This window comes from Paenibacillus sp. FSL M7-0802, assembly GCF_038004945.1.
GTDB lineage: Bacteria > Bacillota > Bacilli > Paenibacillales > Paenibacillaceae > Paenibacillus > Paenibacillus polymyxa_B.
Map to the genome: position 1 here is coordinate 858,724 of NZ_JBBOSD010000001.1, position 21,459 is coordinate 880,182.

Annotated in this window: 26 protein-coding genes and 1 tRNA gene; 4 read left to right on the plus strand and 23 right to left on the minus strand. The window is 45.6% G+C overall.

The annotated features are described in order from the left end of the window. Window positions 1–16: 16 nt before the first annotated feature. The 9 genes from MHB54_RS04380 to MHB54_RS04420 all read right to left on the minus strand — a co-directional run bounded on the left by MHB54_RS04380 (window position 17) and on the right by MHB54_RS04420 (window position 4,782). Window positions 17–424 (minus strand): replication terminator protein, encoded by a 408-nt coding sequence (locus MHB54_RS04380; RefSeq protein WP_340981426.1) that lies wholly within the window; start codon window positions 422–424, stop codon window positions 17–19. Between the two features lie 278 nt (window positions 425–702). Further along, entirely contained in the window at window positions 703–924 is a 222-nt protein-coding gene (locus MHB54_RS04385) for a hypothetical protein (RefSeq protein WP_340981427.1), read from the minus strand. Continuing rightward, entirely contained in the window at window positions 921–1,994 is a 1,074-nt protein-coding gene (locus tag MHB54_RS04390; RefSeq protein WP_340981429.1) for a DUF4373 domain-containing protein, read from the minus strand. Before MHB54_RS04390 ends, MHB54_RS04385 begins: the two co-directional genes overlap by 4 nt. A gap of 3 nt (window positions 1,995–1,997) precedes the next feature. Beyond that, window positions 1,998–2,387 (minus strand): hypothetical protein, encoded by a 390-nt coding sequence (locus MHB54_RS04395; protein WP_340981430.1) that lies wholly within the window; start codon window positions 2,385–2,387, stop codon window positions 1,998–2,000. After that, window positions 2,384–2,803, minus strand: coding sequence for a hypothetical protein (locus MHB54_RS04400; protein ID WP_053324968.1), 420 nt, complete (start codon window positions 2,801–2,803; stop codon window positions 2,384–2,386). The genes MHB54_RS04395 and MHB54_RS04400 overlap by 4 nt, the downstream gene beginning before the upstream one ends. A gap of 98 nt (window positions 2,804–2,901) precedes the next feature. Further along, the gene (locus tag MHB54_RS04405; RefSeq protein WP_340981431.1) at window positions 2,902–3,414 is read right to left on the minus strand and encodes a hypothetical protein; all 513 of its coding nucleotides are present in this window, start codon (window positions 3,412–3,414) and stop codon (window positions 2,902–2,904) included. A gap of 17 nt (window positions 3,415–3,431) precedes the next feature. Then, the gene (locus MHB54_RS04410) at window positions 3,432–4,166 is read right to left on the minus strand and encodes a Rha family transcriptional regulator (protein ID WP_340981432.1); all 735 of its coding nucleotides are present in this window, start codon (window positions 4,164–4,166) and stop codon (window positions 3,432–3,434) included. Next, entirely contained in the window at window positions 4,163–4,465 is a 303-nt protein-coding gene (locus MHB54_RS04415; protein WP_340981433.1) for a helix-turn-helix domain-containing protein, read from the minus strand. The genes MHB54_RS04410 and MHB54_RS04415 overlap by 4 nt, the downstream gene beginning before the upstream one ends. 83 nt (window positions 4,466–4,548) lie before the next feature. Then, window positions 4,549–4,782: a helix-turn-helix transcriptional regulator gene (locus MHB54_RS04420; RefSeq protein WP_322172009.1), complete on the minus strand. Its 234-nt coding sequence runs from the start codon at window positions 4,780–4,782 to the stop codon at window positions 4,549–4,551. Window positions 4,783–4,900: 118 nt separating this feature from the next. On the opposite strand from MHB54_RS04420, the gene MHB54_RS04425 reads away from it, so the two are divergent. From MHB54_RS04425 to MHB54_RS04435, 3 genes are all read left to right on the plus strand, one after another. Further along, a complete protein-coding gene (locus MHB54_RS04425; RefSeq protein WP_340981434.1) occupies window positions 4,901–5,374 on the plus strand; it encodes a helix-turn-helix domain-containing protein in 474 nt (157 codons plus the stop codon). Between the two features lie 8 nt (window positions 5,375–5,382). Then, entirely contained in the window at window positions 5,383–5,793 is a 411-nt protein-coding gene (locus MHB54_RS04430; protein WP_340981435.1) for an ImmA/IrrE family metallo-endopeptidase, read from the plus strand. A 123-nt stretch (window positions 5,794–5,916) separates the two neighbouring features. Beyond that, a complete protein-coding gene (locus MHB54_RS04435) occupies window positions 5,917–7,137 on the plus strand; it encodes a tyrosine-type recombinase/integrase (RefSeq protein WP_340981436.1) in 1,221 nt (406 codons plus the stop codon). A 111-nt stretch (window positions 7,138–7,248) separates the two neighbouring features. On the opposite strand, the gene MHB54_RS04440 is transcribed toward MHB54_RS04435, so the two are convergent. Both MHB54_RS04440 and nrdR read right to left on the minus strand, forming a co-directional pair. After that, window positions 7,249–7,324: transfer RNA gene (locus tag MHB54_RS04440), tRNA-Ala, on the minus strand. A 130-nt stretch (window positions 7,325–7,454) separates the two neighbouring features. Further along, window positions 7,455–7,922 carry a transcriptional regulator NrdR gene (gene nrdR, locus MHB54_RS04445; protein ID WP_013309614.1) on the minus strand — a complete coding sequence of 156 codons (468 nt, stop codon included), beginning with the start codon at window positions 7,920–7,922 and terminating at the stop codon, window positions 7,455–7,457. 105 nt (window positions 7,923–8,027) lie between these two features. Here nrdR and MHB54_RS04450 point away from each other — a divergent pair, with 105 nt between their 5' ends. Further along, a complete protein-coding gene (locus MHB54_RS04450) occupies window positions 8,028–8,252 on the plus strand; it encodes an alpha/beta-type small acid-soluble spore protein (protein WP_013309613.1) in 225 nt (74 codons plus the stop codon). Window positions 8,253–8,371: 119 nt separating this feature from the next. Here the strand turns inward: MHB54_RS04450 and MHB54_RS04455 are convergent, their stop codons facing one another. The 12 genes from MHB54_RS04455 to MHB54_RS04510 all read right to left on the minus strand — a co-directional run bounded on the left by MHB54_RS04455 (window position 8,372) and on the right by MHB54_RS04510 (window position 21,323). Continuing rightward, window positions 8,372–8,935, minus strand: coding sequence for a lytic transglycosylase domain-containing protein (locus MHB54_RS04455; protein ID WP_023987928.1), 564 nt, complete (start codon window positions 8,933–8,935; stop codon window positions 8,372–8,374). After that, window positions 8,932–9,528: a dephospho-CoA kinase gene (coaE, locus tag MHB54_RS04460; RefSeq protein WP_023987927.1), complete on the minus strand. Its 597-nt coding sequence runs from the start codon at window positions 9,526–9,528 to the stop codon at window positions 8,932–8,934. Before coaE ends, MHB54_RS04455 begins: the two co-directional genes overlap by 4 nt. An 11-nt stretch (window positions 9,529–9,539) precedes the next feature. Further along, on the minus strand, window positions 9,540–10,331 hold the full coding sequence (locus tag MHB54_RS04465) for an MntP/YtaF family protein (protein ID WP_023987926.1): 792 nt from the start codon (window positions 10,329–10,331) through the stop codon (window positions 9,540–9,542). 111 nt (window positions 10,332–10,442) lie between these two features. Then, window positions 10,443–11,273: a DNA-formamidopyrimidine glycosylase gene (mutM, locus tag MHB54_RS04470; RefSeq protein ID WP_023987925.1), complete on the minus strand. Its 831-nt coding sequence runs from the start codon at window positions 11,271–11,273 to the stop codon at window positions 10,443–10,445. Between the two features lie 71 nt (window positions 11,274–11,344). Next, window positions 11,345–13,999 (minus strand): DNA polymerase I, encoded by a 2,655-nt coding sequence (gene polA / locus MHB54_RS04475; protein WP_053325101.1) that lies wholly within the window; start codon window positions 13,997–13,999, stop codon window positions 11,345–11,347. A 177-nt stretch (window positions 14,000–14,176) separates the two neighbouring features. Beyond that, complete coding sequence (gene phoU / locus MHB54_RS04480) at window positions 14,177–14,836, minus strand: phosphate signaling complex protein PhoU (RefSeq protein ID WP_023987923.1); 660 nt, start codon at window positions 14,834–14,836, stop codon at window positions 14,177–14,179. A gap of 39 nt (window positions 14,837–14,875) precedes the next feature. Then, window positions 14,876–15,634 carry a phosphate ABC transporter ATP-binding protein PstB gene (gene pstB, locus MHB54_RS04485; protein ID WP_023987922.1) on the minus strand — a complete coding sequence of 253 codons (759 nt, stop codon included), beginning with the start codon at window positions 15,632–15,634 and terminating at the stop codon, window positions 14,876–14,878. A gap of 127 nt (window positions 15,635–15,761) precedes the next feature. After that, on the minus strand, window positions 15,762–16,886 hold the full coding sequence (locus MHB54_RS04490; RefSeq protein ID WP_023987921.1) for a methyl-accepting chemotaxis protein: 1,125 nt from the start codon (window positions 16,884–16,886) through the stop codon (window positions 15,762–15,764). A 159-nt stretch (window positions 16,887–17,045) separates the two neighbouring features. After that, window positions 17,046–17,777: a response regulator transcription factor gene (locus tag MHB54_RS04495; RefSeq protein WP_013309604.1), complete on the minus strand. Its 732-nt coding sequence runs from the start codon at window positions 17,775–17,777 to the stop codon at window positions 17,046–17,048. A 128-nt stretch (window positions 17,778–17,905) separates the two neighbouring features. Next, on the minus strand, window positions 17,906–19,708 hold the full coding sequence (gene pnpS, locus MHB54_RS04500; protein WP_053325099.1) for a two-component system histidine kinase PnpS: 1,803 nt from the start codon (window positions 19,706–19,708) through the stop codon (window positions 17,906–17,908). 120 nt (window positions 19,709–19,828) lie between these two features. Continuing rightward, window positions 19,829–20,698 carry an SDR family oxidoreductase gene (locus MHB54_RS04505; RefSeq protein WP_023987919.1) on the minus strand — a complete coding sequence of 290 codons (870 nt, stop codon included), beginning with the start codon at window positions 20,696–20,698 and terminating at the stop codon, window positions 19,829–19,831. A 208-nt stretch (window positions 20,699–20,906) separates the two neighbouring features. Next, on the minus strand, window positions 20,907–21,323 hold the full coding sequence (locus tag MHB54_RS04510) for a hypothetical protein (RefSeq protein ID WP_023987918.1): 417 nt from the start codon (window positions 21,321–21,323) through the stop codon (window positions 20,907–20,909). Window positions 21,324–21,459 lie beyond the last annotated feature (136 nt).

A 21,459-nucleotide genomic window follows, 5' to 3' on the forward strand; every position in this document is an offset into this window, starting at 1 on the left:
AATTTTTAGTTATTAGTTATCTGAAATTGACTACATTTCCATCCCCGGACTTTATTTCCCCGGTATTCTTGTCGACCTCTTCGCCAGTTCCAGTACGTACAGTGCCTTCGTTGTCAAAAAACGTCTGGTCCTCGTCACCGAACATCAATTCCTTCGAGACTACATTTCCAGCGCTGTCAGCGCCCATAACAAATGTGGTATCCAATGGGTTATCTGGCGCGATGGTCGATTTAGTAGCAATTGTAGAATTAATGGTCTTCCGCTTTTTATCCGGTTTGAGCGTTATCGTAATTGTGATGCTACGCGCTGCCGTTGCAGACGTATTAGGATCGTCAATATTCCTAATGACACGATCCCACTCTTTGTTGAATTGCTCTTGCACGCCACCCTGTACCAACCCACTCAATTCCACATGATTATCCATTACATAAACCTCCAAATAATTAATTTATAAGTACATATGTTTGGTTTAACGGCTGTGGAGGGCTGCGGCCTCTGACCATAACAGAGTCCTATTCCACGATCAAAACGTCAGGGCGTATTTTGATGTATCCCCACCGCATTTGATCCAGTGCGATTAAAATTACTTCCTGCCAGCTCTCCCGGTCAAAGTAACTGCGAATCTCTTCCACGCTGTACCCCTGCCTCCACATGTCGCGAAACTCTGCAAGATCGTCAGAAGACCAAAGGAAATTCATTTCTTCACAGGCGATGTGTATGTTCCGGGTCATTTTCCCCAACTTGTCCAACCGCTTGTCCCAATCTTCTGGCGTGTATATCCTTTTTCCCAAGCCCGGCACCTCCGATCCGCCTTAATAACTCCACTTCGGCATATGCCCGAATGTCATAATCCAATCGTTCGTCATGAAGCATTTCACGCAACCGGGAAACAGATTGCTTTTCCATATATGCAGTTGGTGTCAATTCTGGTGGCCTCCTTTGCCTGCTTGCATACGTTCAGCAAGCCGCATGAGCTCGTCCAACTCGGCCTGTGAAACGCCTTCTACATCTTCCTGCGGTTTAACGATATCTATAGATTGCTTATCGTTCCTTCCAGCAGGACGGGACTGGCGGTTTGGTTTACGCATAGCTAGGACCAGCTTGCCGAACTGATTTCTGAATGCCTCAGCACTCAATACATTCCTACACCAAAAATCATCCTTGACGACCCAATCCATTACCCTAGCAATAAGTTCCTTATCATGGTGCTTGTCCAATTCGACCAGCTTCCGGAAGTCGTCTGCCCATTTTTGAATGTTGGTTCTAGCAGTAAGGTGTTCCAACCCCTCACCCTTCGCCATTTCATCTACCCGGTCTTTAAAGTACACAGCCATTTTGTAATACGTGTTGTCAGGTCCGTATTTATCCGGCTTATTCCCTTTTCCCGAAGGCGTAGCAGGAGGCTTTCCCGGAACTGCCGGAGGCTGTTCAGGAGAAGAATCTTTTAATCTTTTAGGTTCTTTACTTTCATCTTTACTTTCCTTTACTTTACTTTGTGTATTTCCTGTATACCCTGAGTTACATTTATCCGGGTTAATGTACTCATTAACTACGTTTCCGTCAGCATTAACTATAGAAATGGAAAATACTACATTTTTGCACTCTGCTGCGGGGTCAATTAGGACCCATTCCTCTCTGAGTGCAAGGGACTTCCTCCGCTTCGCCGCCTCCAAATATCTCTTCTGAAAACCTCGTGAAGTAAGAACCTTATGTGATTCGTACACTTGCTGATTGAAGAAACCCCATTTAATGCACTCATTAACTACACCAGTAACAGAGTTAATGTCTACATTTACTTTGCTTGCGAGTGCATATTGTTCACGTTCTTCCCAAGGGTAAAAATACCCGTTGCGATAAATGTTCATCATGAGCTTCACGATGATTCCAAGCCCCTGCATCCCATATTTAGCTATCGGCACGACCAGTTTGTCGTCCTGGTCAAAGTCGATATCAAGCGGGAAGTAATCCAGGCTCTCCTTTAACGGCCGCGCCATGATCTAATCCCCTTTCCACCATTCCCGGCCTGAGCCACGGAAATAGTATTCAATAAGCTCGTCCCTCTTTCGGAGCTTCCATTCCCGGCCTGCCGCTGTATCGTCTGACCACTGGTGACATGTGCCCGTTTCTGTACGGGGGCCGCACAGGTTAGCGATGTTCCAAGGCTCCGACCCGCTACCGTACTGGCTGGCATTCACCAAATGTGCTTTCTCAAACCATAACGCGGGGCGGGAAACTCCGCAGCGCTCACATATCACATATCCGGTATGTTCAGCTGCCCGACGATCCACTTCTTCCCGCACAGCGGCAGTTATAGCCGTGTGGTTCCCCCGCTTCTTTCTGCCTCGCTTATGCGCAGGTTTAGGGGCAGGATTGTACCCGTAAATCATTCCTGACCGCCTCCTATGTGCATGTCCACCCGAAGCCGTAGACGCAATTCATACAACTGCTCTGCAATAGACCTAAATTCGTTTCTCCAGAGGACCATACGTTCCTGGTCTTTCGCCTCCTGATCGCGAATATTCAGTACCGCCAATTCTGCGGCATTCTGCTTGTTTCTCTTGGTTGTATCACGGAGAGTTTCCGCGTACACCCGCTTTCGATGGCTATAGGTCTGGCGGTACCGTCCGTCCATATACGCCGCTACGCGACCCATAAGGGTATGTGCCTTGGTAAGCAGTTCCACCTTCTGAATTAACGCGCCCGGTGAATCCGTAGGGATGCCTTCTGCTGTATCCCGGTATTTCTGAATCTCTCGGATGTACAACTTAATCTCCTTAATTTTTTCAAGCTCCTTATGGTCCATGAAGGGACTCCTGTTTCCAAAAATTTAAATGTGTGTTATAATTCCGGTAATTGTTTTCTAAAGCAATCGTGTTGGTAGCACGATTATGGGTCTGTCCATCATGGGCAGGCTTTTTTTATTTCTCTCTCCAGTCGAAACAGCCGGAAACTAAGTTCGTTTTGTTCCTTCAAAAATTTACGAGGATTGCGATTGTTAGCAAGAGCATCAAGTTTTTTGTAACTTACATCATGTAACTGTTCCCGAATGAGCTTACACTCATTTTGCTTATGCAGTACATCTATCTCCTGTTCAGTTAATTCGAGTAAATCCATGTCTAACGTAGCTGCCCCACTAAGCAGACTGTTTGCGTTGTATGCGGCCTCGAAGTATGTGCTTCCCGGTACTTCCAGATAGCTTCGCAAGCCGGAAGCGTCCAAAACTGGTATTAAGCGTGTTTCCAATGTGTACACCCTCTCTCCGACGATACCTAGCACGGCGCGTAAGTCCAAAATCTCTTTAAGCATCCATCCAAAAGCACATTGAGAAACTTTTGGATGTACCCAACCTGGATTATTAGCCAGCATATCGTACATATTTTCAAGTTCGTCAAGACGTTGTTTTGCGTATTCCATACACATCCACACTCCTTTCAGGTTAATGTCCCGATGGACAATTCTTTTACAACAGTTGTGTAAATCTCTTTTAGCTTTGGATCGGCCTCAATCACATCAAGACGGTTTGCTTCGGATATCTTGGTCTTGGTCGCTCCAGTCTCTTGAAGCCGATCCCTCAGATTACGCAAGCGGCGGTTAAGGTCGCATTTAGCCCGACTCTCCAGCATTTCATAACTACGCGTCCGCAAATCCCGAAATACTCCGCCTGACCGTCTAGCAGCTCCATTAAGCATCCCGTTTAGCTTGTCTCTCCAATCGTCGTCACGCTGCAAAATTGTTTCCTGAATTACAGAAACACGTTTGTCTGTCGCATCCTGACGTTCAATGATTGCCTTCTGTTGCTGCTCCTGTTGAATAAGAAGCTGGAGAATAGGACTTAGTTGGGAGGTGTCTACGGCTGCGGTCTGTAGTTGCTGCCGCATCCGATGGAACTCTGTAATGTAACGCTCTTTAAATTCCATTGCCTTCGGTCCGGTATAACTCATAGCCAGCAAGGTAAATCCTTGCTCTGTCATGATGATTTTGGGTGTATCACGCCCTTGAGCGTTTTTATAAGTTGACTCGGCAAAATTGCCGACCCGAAATTCTTCACTACATCGCAACTCGCGTATGTCCCTCAATACTCGGGCATGCTCTTTTCCAGATGATTCCGCGACAATAAGGCTATCTGTTACGACTTGTCCCTTTTGGATAAATACCAGTTGGTTCATAAAGATACTCCTTCCCTATTAGGCTGATAATTAAGCCTATCCTGTTCGCGGCCCCATGCATCCAATGCAGCAGAGCTGAACATGATACGCGTTCCATATCTACGATGTGGAACTATTTTCTTTTTGCACATGGTATATAACGTTTTGTCTGCTATACCTAAATACTCAGAAGCTTGGGCAACATCCAACTTTCTGTCCTGAGATATGTTCATTTGATTTGATAAAAAATTAATAATATCAGGCTGGATTTTTGCTAACACTCGCTTGGATATTTCATCTAACAAGTCTTTAGAGTCCATATCTTCTCTCCTTCCCACTCAAATATAGTCATTTATACTTGCGTTATTTTAAATGACGGTTTATAATAATGACTGTAAGTATATTACTTTTGTACAACTTCGACTTCTGCCAAGTCTGGAAATAAACTTTCTGGTGGAACACCAAAATATTTTGCAAGTTTGAAAAGTAAAACAGCGTCTGGGTTGCCTCTTCCGCTTTCTATATTGCGGATATGGCTTTCACTAACTCCAAGATCAATTGATAATTTCCTTTGGGAAATATTGAACTTTGCACGCAAGATACGAAATTGTTCTCTGCGTTTTAAAGAAACACTCACGGTATCACCTCAATCTTTAATGTGTTTTTAAATTACATCATTATCATAAGCGATATTTAAAAACACGTCAATGGTATAAACGTAATTTAAAAAAACTTTTTTTGAAAAGGAGATTTATATGAATTCAGAAGAGCGTAAACTCATGGGGCTGCGCATACGGTCAGAAAGGGAGTTAAAGGGATATTCACAAGATGTACTCGCGGAGAAACTAGGTATGGGCAGAGCGAATATAGCTAATTATGAATCTGGCCGTGTAATTGCACCTGGCAACATATTGAAAGAGATGTCGAAGTTATTTGATGTCGATACAGACTATATTTTGGGTCTTAGCGATGTCAGAAGAAAGTCCAGTAACAACAAGGATGAAGAAATACCAGCTTGGGCTACAAAAAAAGATATACGGGATTTCAAGCAACTTTTGACTGACGACCAAGAATTAATGTTTGATGGCCTGCCTTTAGACCATGCAGATAAGCAACGGATAAATGACGTACTGACAGGGTTATTCTGGGAAGCTAAACGCTTAAACAAAGAGACCTATGGGAGAAAGAAGAACACCAATAAAGGCAACTCAGATAATACTAATGAGTAGGTGACCCTATGGACAATGTCATTCAAAGGCTTGTAAAAAAATTCGGAACAAACGATCCTTTTGAAATTGCCAAAGGGTTAAATATTGCTTTGGTCTATGAAGATTTAGGCAAAGCAACTCGTGGCATATACTTTCGAAAATTGCGAAGAAGATTCATCGTTATTCACAGTGGACTTTCGGAAGAATGGCAAAGAGTTGTATGCGCCCATGAATTGGGTCATGATCGACTTCACCCAGGATTGGGAAGGTTTTGGTTAGACGAGAACACTTTCTTCAATACAGGAAAATATGAACGTCAGGCTAATACATTTGCGGTTAAACTACTTACTTTTAACGAACAACAGAAGACCGACGAACCAATAGATCGTTTCCTATTGCGCTGTGGGGTCCCTCGTGAAATACATAAACTGTTTTTGTAGGCTTTTACCCTCAGTGAAAGCTTACTTTCTGCACCCAAAAAACCGAACATAAGTTCTATTTATTAAAGGAGGTGGTGCTAACTGGAACTAAGTTCAAATCATTAATCTGAAAGGAGTCATACTATGGCTAAAGGAAGTATCGAAAAGAGAGGGAATAACAGTTGGCGTTTAAGCGTAGATGTTGGACTACTGTCAAGCGGTGACAGGGATCGTAGGAGAAAAACCATTACTGTAGATGATCCGGCGTTATTGAAAACCACAAAGAAACTGAAAGATTATCTTGAAACTGAACTTGCTAAATTCAAAATCGAGGTTGAAGCAGGCGAATACATTTCACCTGAAAAAATGAAATTCGAAGAGTTTAAGAATGAATGGGCGCGTAAGTACGCAGTCAAGCATTTAGAAGGGACCACCTTAGATAACTATAATCGCCACTTAAAAAACCACATAACCCCTATGTTTGGTCATATGCGTATTGACCAAATAAAACCGCTACACGTAGTAACTTTTTTGGATAAATTATCAGAACCAGGTGCTCGTAAAGACGGAAAGGAAGGGGGATTAAGCAGCACATCCAGAAGGTTTACACACCGCGTACTAAAGGATATACTCGATCGCGCTGTTGAATGGAAATTAATTAAAAGCAATCCAGCTGGTGAAGTAAAACGTCCTAAGCTGGATACTGAGGAAAAAGATTTTATGGACGAAGACGAGTTGTTTACAATGTTTGAGTTGCTGGAGAATGCCCCTCTTAAATGGCGTGTTATGATTGAATTAGCTGCCACAACTGGTATGCGTCGTGGTGAGTTGCTTGCTCTTGATATAATCAAACATATCTTTATTGAAAAAGAAAATGGTGTTGAAGCAGCATATATTCAAGTTCGTGAGTCATTGGCATATGCTAATAAGCAGACAATTTTTAAGGATGTAAAAACCAAAAAGTCCCGGCGTACAATTCCAGTAGCTGATGAAGTTTTACCTATTCTAAAAAAACGAATCAATGAAGTAAAAAGAAATAAGTTGTTTTTTGGAGACAAGTGGCAAGGCGGTGATAGGCTGTTGCTTTTTGGTCAGGACAATGGATTACCAATGTTCCACACATCACCAACATGGTGGTTTAGGAAATTCCTGAAAAAAAACAAATTAAAACATTTACCATTTCATGGCCTCAGACATACAGCTGCCACATATCTAATGAGTAAAGGTGTACCTATTAAACAAATCCAGTCACTCCTTGGACATGCAGACATACGAACGACTGGTAATATGTATACTCACGCAATTGAGAAAATGAATAAAGAAGCTATTCAAACATTTAACCAACTGAAAAGACGAAATTCATAATTCGTCCCCAATTCGTCCCCAAGACGATAATTTTGAAAAAACGTGTGTACGGCACACTTCACATAAAAACAAAAAAACCCTTGATATACAAGGGTTTTGGATTGGTAAGTTTGGTGGAGCCTAGGGGGATCGAACCCCTGACCTCATCGCTGCCAGCGATGCGCTCTCCCAGCTGAGCTAAGGCCCCATCATAAGTAAGTTAATCAACGTTTCAAGCGACTTCTATATCATATAAAATTTTTATTCCTGTGTCAATACTTTTATAAAAAAAATATAATCATCTTCCCACCTTGACCCAAGAAAGATACAGTCAGCGATCAGTCGCTGGCTGTATCTTTAGATAACAATGTTTTCAGTTCCTTCATAAACATATTGATGTCTTTAAACTGACGATAGACGGACGCAAAACGTACGTAGGCGACTTCATCCACTGGGTAAAGCTGTTCCATGACCAGCTCCCCGATCTGCTGACTATCGACTTCTGTGGCTGCTGTGTTGCGGATAGCGTTCTCCACCTGGGATACGATCATATCCAATTGCTCGACGGATACTGGGCGCTTCTCACAGGCTCGAATGAGACCGCGCAGCATTTTATCACGACTAAACTCTTCACGGCTGCCGTCTTTTTTGATGACCATGAGTGGGGTTTCCTCCACCATTTCAAAGGTGGTAAAACGCCTGGCACACTGCTCACATTCACGGCGGCGACGGATGGACTTGTTATCATTCGCAGGTCGCGAATCCAACACTTTTGTGCCATTGTAGGCACAATACGGACATTTCATAATCTCACCACTTTCTTTTTCCAATAAATTCCCGAAGATTTTTAGTAATAATTTTGTCAAAACGGATCATAATATGTTTACCACATCGCGAGGAGGTGAACAACAATGGCACAAGGAAACAATGGCAACTCCAACAATCTGGTAGTCAGCAGATCCTCCGGCGCTCTGGAGCAAATGAAATATGAGATCGCTCAAGAGCTGGGTATCAGCATTCCTCAAGATGGATACCAAGGTAACATGACTTCCTATGAGAACGGTTCGATCGGGGGCTACATCACAAAACGCCTCGTAACGATCGCCGAACAACAATTGGCAGGTCAATACCAATAATCGCGGTAATAATGCAGAAATAACAAGAAAAAGTGTATGGACGGGCTGCTAAAAACAGCCTGTCCTGCGCTTTTTTTCATTTTAAAGCGAAAAGGCTCATCATGTCATTAACTTGTCTTTTAAAAATCATTATAAATTTTCGTGTATTGCCTGTAGTAATAAATGACCCGCTGTACATAATGTCGTGTCTCACCAAAAGGGATTTGCTTAATGGACTCTTCTTTTCCATCCCACACTCCCTTATCGAGCCACTCTTGAACTTTACCCGGCCCTGCATTGTAAGCAGCTACGATTGCTACAGGATTATCCTGAAACTTCATGGATAGGTTATGCAAATACCAGGTTCCCAGCTCTATATTGGTACCAGGCTCGTGCTTGACACTGTCTAGCGGAACCTTTTGAATCTGGGCGCTGTCCATAATCCAATTTGCTGTATTCGGCATAATCTGCATCAACCCCAGTGCACCCTTATGCGATTGCTTACTGGTTTTAAAATTGGTTTCTACGCGGATAATAGACGCCACCAAAAATGGGTCCACTTCATACGTTTGTGAATACTGCCGAATCTCATCCTTATATTGAATCGGATAGAACCAGGACATCCAATTTGAATTGAGGAACAGAATCAGGACAAACCCGACAAACAAAGTGAGCAGGACTCTTTTCTTTCGCAAAATATTCATGCAAGTCCCTTCCGCTGCCAAAATTGATCAATTTGTCGTTTCGTCTCAGACTGTGTTCCGCTATTATCGATAACGATATCGGCCAAGTTTTTCTTTTGTTCAATATCCATTTGTGCGGACAGCCGAAGTCCAGCTTGTTCCTCCGTCAGACCGTCTCTGAGCATCAGACGCTGGAGCTGAATATCACGTGGTACGTACACAACCATAATTTCCTCGTACAAGCTCTCCAGCCCGGACTCGTACATTAACGGGATATCTGCCAAAACAAGCTTGTCCGGCTGTTCCCGTTCATATGCTTCCATACGCAGTCGCATTTCCTCACGAATAGCAGGATGTGTAATATCGTTAAGTGCCTGCCGCTGGGCAGGGTCTCCGAATACAATCTCACCCAGTTTTTTGCGGTGCAGGGTTCCGTCACTGTTCACTATAGCTTGTCCAAAATGCTGTATGACCGCCGCCAGCACCGGATGCCCCGGAAGCATCACTTCCCGGGCAATGGCATCTGCGTCGATCAGCAGCGCACCTTTGGCGACCAAAAGAGCCGACACGGTGCTTTTTCCGGTAGCAATACCTCCGGTTAATCCGATATTCATGCTCTTTCACCTCATAACAGCTTCAATATGCCCATCATAATCAGTAATAATGCCGGCAATACACCCAGCGCCTTCATAAATCGAAATGCTGATAGAAAGAAGCCTGCCTTCATCCCTGCAATCAAAAATGTTCCACTGAATAACGTAATAGCCAGCGCAGTAGACAGTGGCTGAAAACCAAGCATAGCTGCCCCTAATCCCGCTCCGAACGCATCGACCGATAATGCAATACCCAGCCAAACCGCTTCGGTAGCAGATATACTGCCAGAACGGTCCATATCCGCAGCAGACGGGCTTCGAAGAATCCGAATAACAAGTCCCCATTTGCGGAACTCCAGAGAAAATAGCGTTCGCTCCTGCTGCTCTACAGAAGCTTCTGCCGACAGATCTTTTCTTGAGCTAAGGAAAGACTCTGTATCAGCATCCTCTATACTCTTCTTCTCTCCAAGAACAGATCTGCTCACTGGATCAGTCTGTTCTGTAAGAAGCAGCCCCCGAGAGGCCTCCGCTGAATCCTCTAGCGAATCCTCTTTGCGGTGCAGAGCTTGAAACAAAGAGTAACAGCCGATACAGATCAGGATGACAGCGCCGAAAACGGTCGTATATACAGGAGACAGGACACGAGATAGTAATGCGCCCAATTGCATGGATATGCCAATCACCAAACCTGAACATACGGAGATGATAGCAATCGACAACAGTGGAATTTTCATTTTGCGCAGACCATATGTAACACCGACTCCGAAACTGTCCAAACTTAGCGCAAATGCCAGTAACAGCAGTGCTCCCCAATGATTAGCCACTCCAATTCCCTCCCATTGCGAAGGCAGGGCCTTATAACAACCGAAACCCTCCGCAGTATTGGTACTTGGAACAATATATGAGAGGGATGGGCTTGGGGTGACTGTGCCTGTTTAGCGCAGAGGCTGGCAGACCGGACAATGATGTGTGCCACGTCCGGCTACGACAGATTTTTCGATCAATGTGCCACAGTTAATGCAAGGCTTCGCGTTACGTCCATAGATTTGCAATTGATGCTGGAAGTCGCCCGTTTTGCCCTGTCCATTAACGAACGATTTAATGGACGAGCCTCCAACCTGAATCGACGCACCCAGCGTGGAGACAATAGCTTCATGCAAGACATGAAATTGGCTATCCGTTAGGCTTTTGGCTGGCTGTGCTGGATGAATCCCCGCCTTAAACAACGATTCATCTACATAAATATTCCCAATGCCCACCACATATGACTGGTTTAACAGCGCTGCCTTGATCGAAGTCGAACGAGTTCCAACAGCGACACGCAGCATTTCGGGTGTAAAGGCCTCGTCCATCGGTTCCAAACCAAGCTTGTTCAGCGGCTTTTCCAGCAAATCCTGTCCTGCCGGAAATAAGTGCATCGTGCCAAACTGGCGCACATCCTGATAACGCAGCTCCGTACCATCTTTAAAATGAAAGATGACATGGGTATGCTTTTCCACAGGATCATGTTGCGAATACAATCCATATCGCCCTTCCATTCGAAGATGGGAGACCAACACCAGCCCGTCCAGCAAAATCCGCAGAAACTTTCCGCGTCTCTCCACCCCTGTAATCCGGTGATCGGCCAATTCCATCGCAAAAGCATGGATATCATCGGGCCGTTGAATGATCCGCGGTAAATTCACGGTGACATGATCTATATGTTTATCAACGATAAGCTCGTTTAGCGTTCGTTTAATTGTTTCTACTTCCGGTAATTCCGGCATGATGTCTTCACCTCACCCTATATTATAACGGAAGCAGCGTCAAATTGGGACTATCTACTCATTGAAATATCTTACTTGGCCTCATACCAATTGCTTCCATAGCTTACTTCGGCTTTGAGCGGCACAGCCAGCTTTAATGCAGCTTCCATGGTAGCCGGGACAAGCTCTTTCATCGTCTCCATTTCCTCAGGCGGAACCTCGAACACAAGCTCATCATGTACTTGGAGCAGCATTCTGCTGCGAAGATTACGTTCACGTAGCGCCTTATCCATCTGTACCATCGCCAACTTGATAATATCGGCAGCGGTACCTTGAATCGGCGTATTCATCGCTGTACGCTCAGCGAATGAACGCAGGTTGAAATTGCTGGCGTTAATCTCCGGCAAATAGCGTCTGCGTTCCAACAGCGTTTTTACGTAGCCGTCCCGCTTCGCATCCTTCACAATATCATCCATGTAACGGCGAACGCCTTGGAACACATCAAAATACTGGTCGATAAAGCGAGCCGCTTCCTTCCGCGTAATATTCAAATTTTGTGACAGACCATAATCACTGATTCCATAGACAATCCCAAAGTTGACTGCCTTCGCAGAACGCCGCATGTTGGAGTCCACATCTTCCGCTGCTACACCAAACACATCGGATGCGGTCTTGGTATGGATGTCCATATCGTGGACAAAGGCTTCCTTCAAACGTTCATCATCCGAAATATCAGCTAGCACCCGCAGCTCAATCTGTGAGTAGTCTGCCGCCAAAATAGACCAGCCCGGTTCGGACGGAACAAACACTTTGCGGATTTTACGACCCTCTTCAAGACGAATCGGAATGTTTTGCAAATTCGGAAATTGACTGCTCAAGCGTCCAGTTGCTGCAACCGTCTGCCGGAAATACGTATGCACCTTACCCGTTTTCTCCGAAATTTCTTTCAGCAATCCTTCGACATACGTCGATTGGAGTTTGGCAATAGTGCGGTACTGCAAAATATTTTGCACAATATCATGATAGGGGGCCAGCTTTTCCAATACCTCCGCATCGGTCGAGTACCCCGTTTTCGTCTTTTTAATGACAGGCAAACCCAGTTTATCAAACAAAATCTCACCCAGCTGTTTAGGTGAATTCAGATTGAACTCTACTCCGGCAATGCTGTAGATTTCACCCACCAACGTTGCAATCTGGGCTTCAAATTCTTTCCCCAAAGCGCGCAGTTCTTCTACGTTCACCAAGATGCCCTGCTTCTCCATATCCGCCAAAATGCGGGACAACGGCATCTCCAGCTCATGAAACAGCTTGTGCATTTCCGTTTTTTCCAGCTCCGCCTGCTGCACAGGCACCAAAGCTTCAATCACCGCTGCCTTACGCGCCACATGATCGGACAGTACATCCACGTCAGGGACTTTATATTTAGCTCCTTTGCCGAACACTTCTTCGTCTGGACGGATCGAAGACAAGCCATATTTGGCTGCCAATCCGCTCAATGTCTGGTTTGCATCGGTTGGGTCCAGCAAGTACCCTGCCAGTTGCACATCAAACTCGGCACCTGCAAACTCAATTCCATGCCAGTGTAAAGCCAAATCCGTTCGATGCAGATCATGACCGCGTTTTTTGCGTTCAGGGTCAGCAAGCCATGCGCGAATAGGTGTAGCTGCATCGCTTTGCAGTGCATCCAGTGTCATAAAAAATTGCTGTCCCGTTGCGGCAAATATCAGACCTACAATGTCAGCATGATGCGGATTATCACCATGCGTCTCAACATGCAGCACATCCACACGATCCAACACTTCTACCAATTCGCTAATCCGCTGCTCATCCAGCACTGTTACGTCAGCCTCGGCTTCCTCTACGTCTACCCCAGTACTTCCAACCTCACCTGAAAAGGATAAACGCTCCAGCAAGGACTTGAACTCCAGCTTCGCCAGAGCTGGCCCGGCCGTTTCTGCTTGCAGCCCGCCGAAGGCCACATCTTCCAGCTGCTTGTCCAACGTTACATCCCGATAAATGGTCGCCAAATCTTTGCTCATTCGCGCATCATCAGCATGTGTCTCTACACGTTCTTTCATTTTGCCCTTCAGCTCATTCGTGTGCGCCAGCACTTCTTCGACTGAACCGTATTGATGCAGCAGCTTGAGCGCTGTTTTTTCTCCCACGCCAGGAATACCAGGAATATTGTCCGACGTATCGCCCATCAGACCCTTAAGATCAATAATTTGCAGCGGCTTCAGGCCATATCGTTCCTGAATTTGCTCAGGTCCATACGTCTCCACCTCAGTAACCCCTTTGCGGGTCAAGCCGACTGTGACATGGTCTGAGGCCAATTGGAGCATATCCTTGTCCCCAGTCACGACCAGCACATTAAAACCGGCTTCGTCCGCTGTCTTGGACAGGGTGCCTATAATATCGTCCGCCTCATAGCCATCCAGTTCAAACTGGGCAATGCCGAAAGCGGTCAATAGCTCTTTCAGCAACGGAAATTGCTGAGACAGCTCTGGCGGTGTTTTCTCCCGTCCACCTTTGTAATCCTCGTATCCTTTATGGCGAAACGTTATTTTACCGGCATCGAAGGCAACCAGAATATGTGTTGGTTTGTGCTCCTCCAAGAGCCGCAATAACATCGTCGTAAATCCGTACACCGCGTTCGTCTGCTGCCCGCTCGAATTCGTTAACGGTGGCATAGCAAAAAACGCCCGGTAAATGATACTGTTACCATCTATAAGCATGAGTTTATCCATTTAGCACCTCGCAAGTTCATCAATGCATTCGTAACGTTCTTACGTTTTACGCATTCCTCTTCCTATCTTAACATACAAGACTCCTTTTTCAGAAAAAAACGGCTGCTTCCTAACCAAATTTGCCTTTTGCTCAAAGACAAGTCTGGGTCAGAAACAACCGCTATATACCTGAAAGCTCTACTGGTTCAAATCTGGTCTCTCCCCTGTCACGAGATATACAGTACTTTCACCGATATTCGTAGCATGGTCACCAATTCGTTCAATGTATCGTCCTACAAGCAGTTGCAGCATGGCTTGTGAAGCCTCTGCCGGCTTTTCTACCATAAAGGCGTACAGATCGCTGATCATGTGGCTATACATGGAATCCACACGATCATCCTCTTTGGCCATTTTGTAGGCCAGATCTGTATTTTCATCCAAATAGGATTTGATCGCATCATCTATCATTTCTTTAACAATGGAAGCCATGTGCGGAATATCCACCAGAGGCTTAATGATCTGCTGCCCTTCCAAACGAAGTGTCACCTTGGCAATATCAAGTGCCAAATCGCCCATTCGTTCCAGATCACTGGAAATTTTAAATGCAACAATGATCCGGCGCAAATCCTTCGCTACCGGTTGCTGGGTAATAATGAGCTTGGAACCCATATCGAGAATATTCTCTTCCAGCGTATTGAGGGATGCATCATTTTTGACCACCTGCTGAGCCAATTCTATATTTTTGGTCTGCAAACATTCAATGGCCTGATCGAGCGCCTTCGAAACGTGTGCACCCATTTCGCGCAGTACGGCTCTCAGCTCATCTAACCCTTCATCAAAACCTTTTCTACGTATCATTTCGAAGTCACCCCTTCTGGCATATTCATCTGGTAGGCTTTAGCCAAATCGCCCTGAAATATAATCTTCTGTACGTGAATCTTGCGGCGTGGAAAACATCGTCTCTGTATCCGCCGCTTCCACCACAACACCATTTAAAAAGAACGCAGTTCGACCGGACACACGCGCTGCCTGATGCATGTTATGCGTCACCATGACGATGGTATATGTGTCTCGCAATTCCTGAACCAGTTCTTCAATTTTCATCGTGGAGATCGGATCTAGCGCAGATGTCGCCTCGTCCATAAGCAAAATATCTGGCTGTACAGCAAGCGCCCGGGCAATGCACAACCGCTGCTGTTGTCCACCGGACAAGCTCAGAGCTGAACGCTTCAGAAAGTCCTTGACCTCTTCCCAGAGTGCCGCCTGCCGCAGGCTTTGCTCGACCAATTCGTCCAACTTGTCCTTTTGCCGAACTCCATGCAGACGTGGGCCGTAGGCCACGTTATCATAAATCGATTTGGGAAATGGGTTAGGCTGTTGAAAAACCATTCCTACCTGCTTACGCAGAGTTTCTACTTCCATAGTATCGCCGTATATATCCTGACCTGCGATACTCACGGTGCCTTCAATACGCGTTCCCGGTATCATGTCATTCATCCGGTTCAGCGTACGCAGCAGGGTCGATTTGCCGCAGCCGGACGGGCCGATAAAGGCAGTTACCGTTTTTTCAGGAATATCGAGGTTTATATGTTTCAGCGCGTGAAATTTCTCATAATATAAATTCAGCTTATCAATCCGGATTACGGAATCATTCATGGATTTATGATCTCCTTCGTGTTGCAGTTATGATCCTCAAGCATTGCACCTGATTTGCACAATATGAAGATTATATAAGCTGTGTGTAAATTTAGTGTGGTGGATTTGTTAACGGTATGTAAAATGATCAAGAACTTAGCATGAGCTCAAGCTCCTGTGCAATTTCGGCTGCATTCAAAGCCGCTTCCTCTGCGGAATGGGACATTTCGCTGTTTTTGGCTTCAATTTCATCGACAGCCTGCAATAGTTTGGCAAAAGTTTGTGTTCCAGCAGAAATATATTGAGAGCCTGTATGAATCTGCTGCATACTCGTATCCGTCAGTTCAGCAGTGTCACGCAGCATCTGCTCGATATGGGTGAGTAAGCCTGTAATCTGCGTGGAAAAAGCTTTCGTCTGGAGTGACATATTCCGCACCTCCTGAGACACAATCTGGAAGCCTCGTCCGTGTTCGCCAGCATGCGCCGCTTCAATGGACGCATTGATCGCCAGCAGTCCGCTTTGATCTGCCAGTGCACGAATGGATGAGGCCATGCCCGCAATGTCATTCAGCGATTGGGTCAACGCCGTCATCTGCTCATGCTGGCGCTTCATTTGCTCCGTGACCGCACGATAGGAGAGCAAAACATCCTCCAATTCTACTTTGCCACGGCGGGATAATTCACTCATTGAGCGGGTTAGCCGCACACTGTCATCGGCCTCTTTAGCTGCATCCAGCACAGTCAGCTGAATACGCTGGACTCCGTCATAGCTATGCCGAATCACATCGCCCCGCTCTTCGTCCGCTTCTCTTTGCATTCGCTGCACGACGGACAGGATATCACGAATCGTGAGTACGCCGAGTAATCGTGTGCCTTCCTTAATCAACACACAATCGTAAAAACGCTGTTCTTCACGCAACATCGCCAATTCCACAATGTCCGATGCCCGGCTTTTTAAATCCACAATTAATGTATCGGGGTCGGCAAATATGGCTGCAGGCTTGTCATAGAACAACGCCGCAGCAAATCTGCCCGTAAAATGGCGATTGTACGCATCTCTCATAATAATGCCCAGTGGAAGATCATTTTTATCCACAACAATAACACAAGGTATATCTTCCTGTGTTTTCATAAGTGCTAACAGTTCTTTACAAGACATGTCCGTACCAATGATCGGAACCTCCCGGCATGGCACATAGGTAGTAATCGGCTTGTATGCTTCACGTTCAATCACGGCAGTGGAACTCGGCTGGGTCTTTGGTTCCGTTATCATCGTTCTGAAGTCCCCTTTTTTTAACTACTTGGAGTGACGGGAACATCATATCGGTCATTTGTTGATTCTAGCGATCAGTTTTGTTAATGAAATGTAAAATCACGAAATGGACACAAAAGTCGCCGGACACTGCCATAGATAAAGAAAAACGCTCCTCATTTATAATAAATGAGAAGCGCTTCTTTTTTTATTTACAACCAGCTTGTACCCCACTCCACGGATCGAATCAATATGAACCGAGTCGGGATCTAGCTCCAGCTTTTTACGTAAGGAACTGACGTGCACATCCACGGTCCGTTGACCGCCAATGTAGTCAAAACCCCAAACAGCATTCATCAGATCATCTCGGGTCAATACCACACCCGGCTTGCGGGACAAATAAAGAAGTACCTCAAATTCCTTTGGTCTGAGGCTGATGGACTGACCTCCAAGAATGACTTCATATTTTTCGGGGTAAATCTCCAGCTCGCCCAATTGAATTTTGGAGCTATCTTTCTGATCAGACAACACTCCTTCATCCCCGCCGGAAGTTCTTCGCAGCACAGCCGTCACGCGGGCCAACAGCTCAGAAACGCCAAAAGGCTTCGTGATGTAATCATCCGCACCCGACTTCAGCCCTTGAACAACCTCTGCTTCACCGTTTTTGGCCGTTAAAATAATGATAGGCGTCGTCAGCCCCTGATGGCGAAGTCTGCTCAGAATGTCCAGTCCGTTCATTCCCGGCAACATCAAATCCAGCAGGATCAAATCGTAGGACTCTCTGGAGGCTTTCTCAAACCCGGCACTGCCATGATCCTCCGTGTCCACTTCGAAGCCTTCTTGTATCAAATTGTAGGATAGCAATCTGGCAAGCGTTGGTTCATCCTCAATAACCAGCAAGCGTTGTCCCATAAATAACTTCATCTCCTGTTTACCTGTTAAAGGCGCATTGGTCAAAATCCTGAAACCTTTTTCATACTCATGCGACACCCGTTTATTTTATCACGGCATTGTTAACAGAATGTAAAAAATGTTCTAGTTCATTCTTCCTGTTGCAATAGTGGTAATTCAACTGTAAACGTGGTACCCAATCCAAGCTCACTTTCCACCGAAAGGGTGCCATGATGCAAATCGACCAAGTGTTTGACGATCGACAATCCCAGCCCCGTTCCGCCAGAGTTGCGCGAGCGTCCTTTGTCCACCCGGTAAAAGCGCTCAAAGATACGTGGCAGGTCCTTCTTCGGAATTCCAATACCTGTATCACTGACTGTAAATACGACCTTTTCCGTGTCATTCTCCCGCTGTATCGTTAGAACCTTAATCTTTACCTTGCCACCATCAAGTGTATAGTTGATGCCATTAGACAAAAGGTTCAAGAAAATCTGCTGAAGCTTATCTTCATCTGCCTCCATAAACAACTCATCCGGGATATCCATGTGTAGCGTAATTCTTTTTTTGGCCGCAACATTGTTCAGTTTTTCCAGCAATGAATCTATGAACGACGAAACGTGCACCGGCGAGCAATCCAGCGGAGAACGCTTGGATTCAATTTTGGATAGCTCCAGAATGTCACCGATTAGCCGATTCAATCGTTCGCTTTCATCATATATAATTTGCAAAAATGAGCGGGCCGTTTCTTCATCTTTAACCCCGCCACCGAGTAACGTCTCGGCAAAGCCCTTGACCGCGGCAATCGGTGTTTTTAGCTCATGAGAAACGTTAGCCACAAATTCGCTCCGCATATTTTCCAACCGTCGAATGGCCGTAATATCCTGTAAAAGGAACAGCATCCCGCGGTATCCGCCTTCATCCTCATACATCGGGACACCGTCCAGCAACACGAGTCTCTCCTCGGGATTGTACAAATGAACCTCACCATGCAACCTCTCTCGGCTTTGTATGCTGCCCTCAATTAGCTTTGTGAGCTCATAGTGCTTCTTCAGCTCATGATACGGCTTGTCCGTCACCCGTTTACCCACGACACCAAGCATTCGCTCAGACTCACGGTTTACAAGCGCAATACACTCACTTGCATCAATCATTAGAATTCCGCCTGTCATATTACTCATGACGCTCTGGAGTAGATCCTCATTGTCGCGTATCGTTTTCATTTGGTCTTGGAGACTGTCAGCCATACGATTAATGGCTTCACCCAGTTGCCCTACCTCATCCCGGCGCTGTACACCGACTCTTGCGTCATAATCCAGCCCTGATATGCGGTTGGCTACCCCTGTAATATGTTCAATGGGCGAGGTGAGGCTGCGAGCAATACGATAGCTCACCAGTCCAGCAGCAATAAACAGCAACACAAGACCAATCCCGATGGCCGTCCAGCCACGCCGTACTCCCTCCTCCACCGCTTTCAGGCTCATAGACAAACGGATATACCCATCAAAGCCCTTGTCCGATACAACAGGTTCAGCGACGTATAGCATGTTTCGTTGCAGAGTTTCGCTGTAGCGTATTGTCCGACCGATTCCTTCCGCCGTGGCTTGCCGTATTTCATCACGAGATGCGTGGTTTTCCATCTTACGAGGATCACTTAACGAATCGCCAACCACCGTCCCGTCCTTGCGAATGAAGGTCACCCGCGATTCCGTCAGACGAGCAATTTCTTTCGCCTTTTGAGAATAATAAGAGACATAATCCGTACTGGACAGGGCATCTGCATTAACAAAAGGGAATGTAGCCCGAAGAAGGTCAATCTCCCGTCCCATGTTCTCCTCTAGCACCTTCATATTCGAATTTTTAAAAATTTGTCCCATCGTGATTCCAGCAGCAAGGACAGATACGCCAATCAAAATCAGCATGATCAGGGTAAGCCTGAAACGAAACGATTTCATAAAATATGCCCATCCTTTATGTAGGTTAAGTCTCATTCTACAGGCTACTTTCATTATGTTCCACTGTGAAAAGAAAAAAAGGCCAGGGCATAACACGCCCCCAGCCTTTCCTTTATCCTCTTATCCGTTTATAACTTCACCGCCGTTGATATGAATAACCTGCCCGCTTACATATGAAGAATCGTCTGAAGCAAGGTACACATAGGCTGGCGCCAATTCTTCCGGCTGGCCCGGACGCTTCATTGGCTGTGCTCCTCCAAACTCGCTGACCGTCTTGGCATCAAATGTAGACGGGATTAACGGCGTCCAGATTGGCCCTGGTGCTACAGCGTTCACCCGAATACCTTGATCCGCCAAATTGAGTGAAAGGGAACGAGTAAAGGATGTGATTGCCCCTTTCGTCGATGAATAATCAATGAGTGTCTTGTTCCCAGCGTACGCGGTAATCGATGTTGTGTTGACGATAGTGCTTCCTTTCTTCAAATGCGGCAATGCTGCTTGCGTCAGGAAGAACATACCAAAAATATTCGTACGGAAAGTACGCTCCAACTGTTCTTTGGTAATATCCTCCAGCTTTTGCTGTGGATGCTGCTCTGCCGCATTGTTCACAACGATGTCGAGCTTGCCCAGCTCGTGAACCGTCTGTTGAACCGCTTTTTTGGCAAATTGGTCATCTCCGATATCGCCAGGAATCAACACACATTTGCGTCCCTCCTGCTCTACCTGACGTTTTGTTTCTTCCGCGTCCTTGTGTTCATTCAAGTAAATGATAGCTACGTCCGCACCTTCTTTGGCATACGTGACAGCTACAGCCCGTCCAATTCCACTGTCTCCACCAGTAATAAGTGCAACTTTACCTGTTAGCTTGCCAGCAGCTTTGTAAGTTGGTTTTTCAAACTGGGGTGCAGGCGACATTTTGGACTCAATCCCCGGTTGCTGGTCCTGATGCTGTGGGGGCAAGGTTTGCTGAGGTTGGTTACTTTTAGGCATTGTACATTCTCCCTTCAAAATCAGATATTTTTTAGGATGCAACATTTGCATCCACTCTACTCCTGATTTACCACACAAAGTTATTCGTTAAACGAAAAATGTAGTTATTTGAGCGCACAAAAAAACGACCTATGCTTATTCAGCACAGACCGTTTTTTCAATTTAGCATTTGTCATCATTCGATTACAGGCTCTCACCAAATGCATAATTAAATAATATGGCTGTATACCATTAAAAACGTAATTAAAATGAGGAAGACGGCAAGCAGCGTACTGAACATTCGCATTTTGCCAGCGTATTGCGTAATAGGCTGTTGGCTACGAATCGCTTCCAGCGACAGCCGTAACGGCTTACCCATGGCTCCCGCGATACCAGAAATGGCGAGAAACAACAGCAAAACGACAACGATCCATGCTACCGAATAAGAACCCCAGGGAAAAATCATATAGATACCGCTAACAAGCACAAGGATCAGTGCAAATTGAGCCAAACGGTTCAATAGCTGAACAGCCGATATCGTTCCCTCCTGCACGCTAGGAGCCAATTTGTCGATTTTGCCCACAACGAAGGGGAGCAATAAATAAAAACCCATTGCCAGTGATCCAATAATGTGAATAAAAAACATTCTTTACAACCTCCATTTCTTTGTTTTCTTACAAACTTTTTTTCCATAGAACGATCATATTCCAACGAATGACTACCATCTTTTCAGTGTTTTGGGACATGCTTTTCTATGTCAGGATTTTGCAAAATCCTCATGT

What these genes read in the sequence shown, in the direction of transcription:
- MHB54_RS04380 (WP_340981426.1), bottom strand. Translation starts at nt 424, where the DNA reads ATGGATAATCATGTGGAATTGAGTGGGTTGGTACAGGGTGGCGTGCAA.
- MHB54_RS04390 (WP_340981429.1), bottom strand. Translation starts at nt 1,994, where the DNA reads ATGGCGCGGCCGTTAAAGGAGAGCCTGGATTACTTCCCGCTTGATATC.
- MHB54_RS04395 (WP_340981430.1), bottom strand. Translation starts at nt 2,387, where the DNA reads ATGATTTACGGGTACAATCCTGCCCCTAAACCTGCGCATAAGCGAGGC.
- MHB54_RS04400 (WP_053324968.1), bottom strand. Translation starts at nt 2,803, where the DNA reads ATGGACCATAAGGAGCTTGAAAAAATTAAGGAGATTAAGTTGTACATC.
- MHB54_RS04405 (WP_340981431.1), bottom strand. Translation starts at nt 3,414, where the DNA reads ATGGAATACGCAAAACAACGTCTTGACGAACTTGAAAATATGTACGAT.
- MHB54_RS04410 (WP_340981432.1), bottom strand. Translation starts at nt 4,166, where the DNA reads ATGAACCAACTGGTATTTATCCAAAAGGGACAAGTCGTAACAGATAGC.
- MHB54_RS04415 (WP_340981433.1), bottom strand. Translation starts at nt 4,465, where the DNA reads ATGGACTCTAAAGACTTGTTAGATGAAATATCCAAGCGAGTGTTAGCA.
- MHB54_RS04425 (WP_340981434.1), top strand. Translation starts at nt 4,901, where the DNA reads ATGAATTCAGAAGAGCGTAAACTCATGGGGCTGCGCATACGGTCAGAA.
- MHB54_RS04430 (WP_340981435.1), top strand. Translation starts at nt 5,383, where the DNA reads ATGGACAATGTCATTCAAAGGCTTGTAAAAAAATTCGGAACAAACGAT.
- MHB54_RS04435 (WP_340981436.1), top strand. Translation starts at nt 5,917, where the DNA reads ATGGCTAAAGGAAGTATCGAAAAGAGAGGGAATAACAGTTGGCGTTTA.
- nrdR (WP_013309614.1), bottom strand. Translation starts at nt 7,922, where the DNA reads ATGAAATGTCCGTATTGTGCCTACAATGGCACAAAAGTGTTGGATTCG.
- MHB54_RS04450 (WP_013309613.1), top strand. Translation starts at nt 8,028, where the DNA reads ATGGCACAAGGAAACAATGGCAACTCCAACAATCTGGTAGTCAGCAGA.
- MHB54_RS04455 (WP_023987928.1), bottom strand. Translation starts at nt 8,935, where the DNA reads ATGAATATTTTGCGAAAGAAAAGAGTCCTGCTCACTTTGTTTGTCGGG.
- coaE (WP_023987927.1), bottom strand. Translation starts at nt 9,528, where the DNA reads ATGAATATCGGATTAACCGGAGGTATTGCTACCGGAAAAAGCACCGTG.
- mutM (WP_023987925.1), bottom strand. Translation starts at nt 11,273, where the DNA reads ATGCCGGAATTACCGGAAGTAGAAACAATTAAACGAACGCTAAACGAG.
- polA (WP_053325101.1), bottom strand. Translation starts at nt 13,999, where the DNA reads ATGGATAAACTCATGCTTATAGATGGTAACAGTATCATTTACCGGGCG.
- phoU (WP_023987923.1), bottom strand. Translation starts at nt 14,836, where the DNA reads ATGATACGTAGAAAAGGTTTTGATGAAGGGTTAGATGAGCTGAGAGCC.
- pstB (WP_023987922.1), bottom strand. Translation starts at nt 15,634, where the DNA reads ATGAATGATTCCGTAATCCGGATTGATAAGCTGAATTTATATTATGAG.
- MHB54_RS04490 (WP_023987921.1), bottom strand. Translation starts at nt 16,886, where the DNA reads ATGATAACGGAACCAAAGACCCAGCCGAGTTCCACTGCCGTGATTGAA.
- MHB54_RS04495 (WP_013309604.1), bottom strand. Translation starts at nt 17,777, where the DNA reads ATGGGACAACGCTTGCTGGTTATTGAGGATGAACCAACGCTTGCCAGA.
- pnpS (WP_053325099.1), bottom strand. Translation starts at nt 19,708, where the DNA reads ATGAAATCGTTTCGTTTCAGGCTTACCCTGATCATGCTGATTTTGATT.
- MHB54_RS04505 (WP_023987919.1), bottom strand. Translation starts at nt 20,698, where the DNA reads ATGCCTAAAAGTAACCAACCTCAGCAAACCTTGCCCCCACAGCATCAG.
- MHB54_RS04510 (WP_023987918.1), bottom strand. Translation starts at nt 21,323, where the DNA reads ATGTTTTTTATTCACATTATTGGATCACTGGCAATGGGTTTTTATTTA.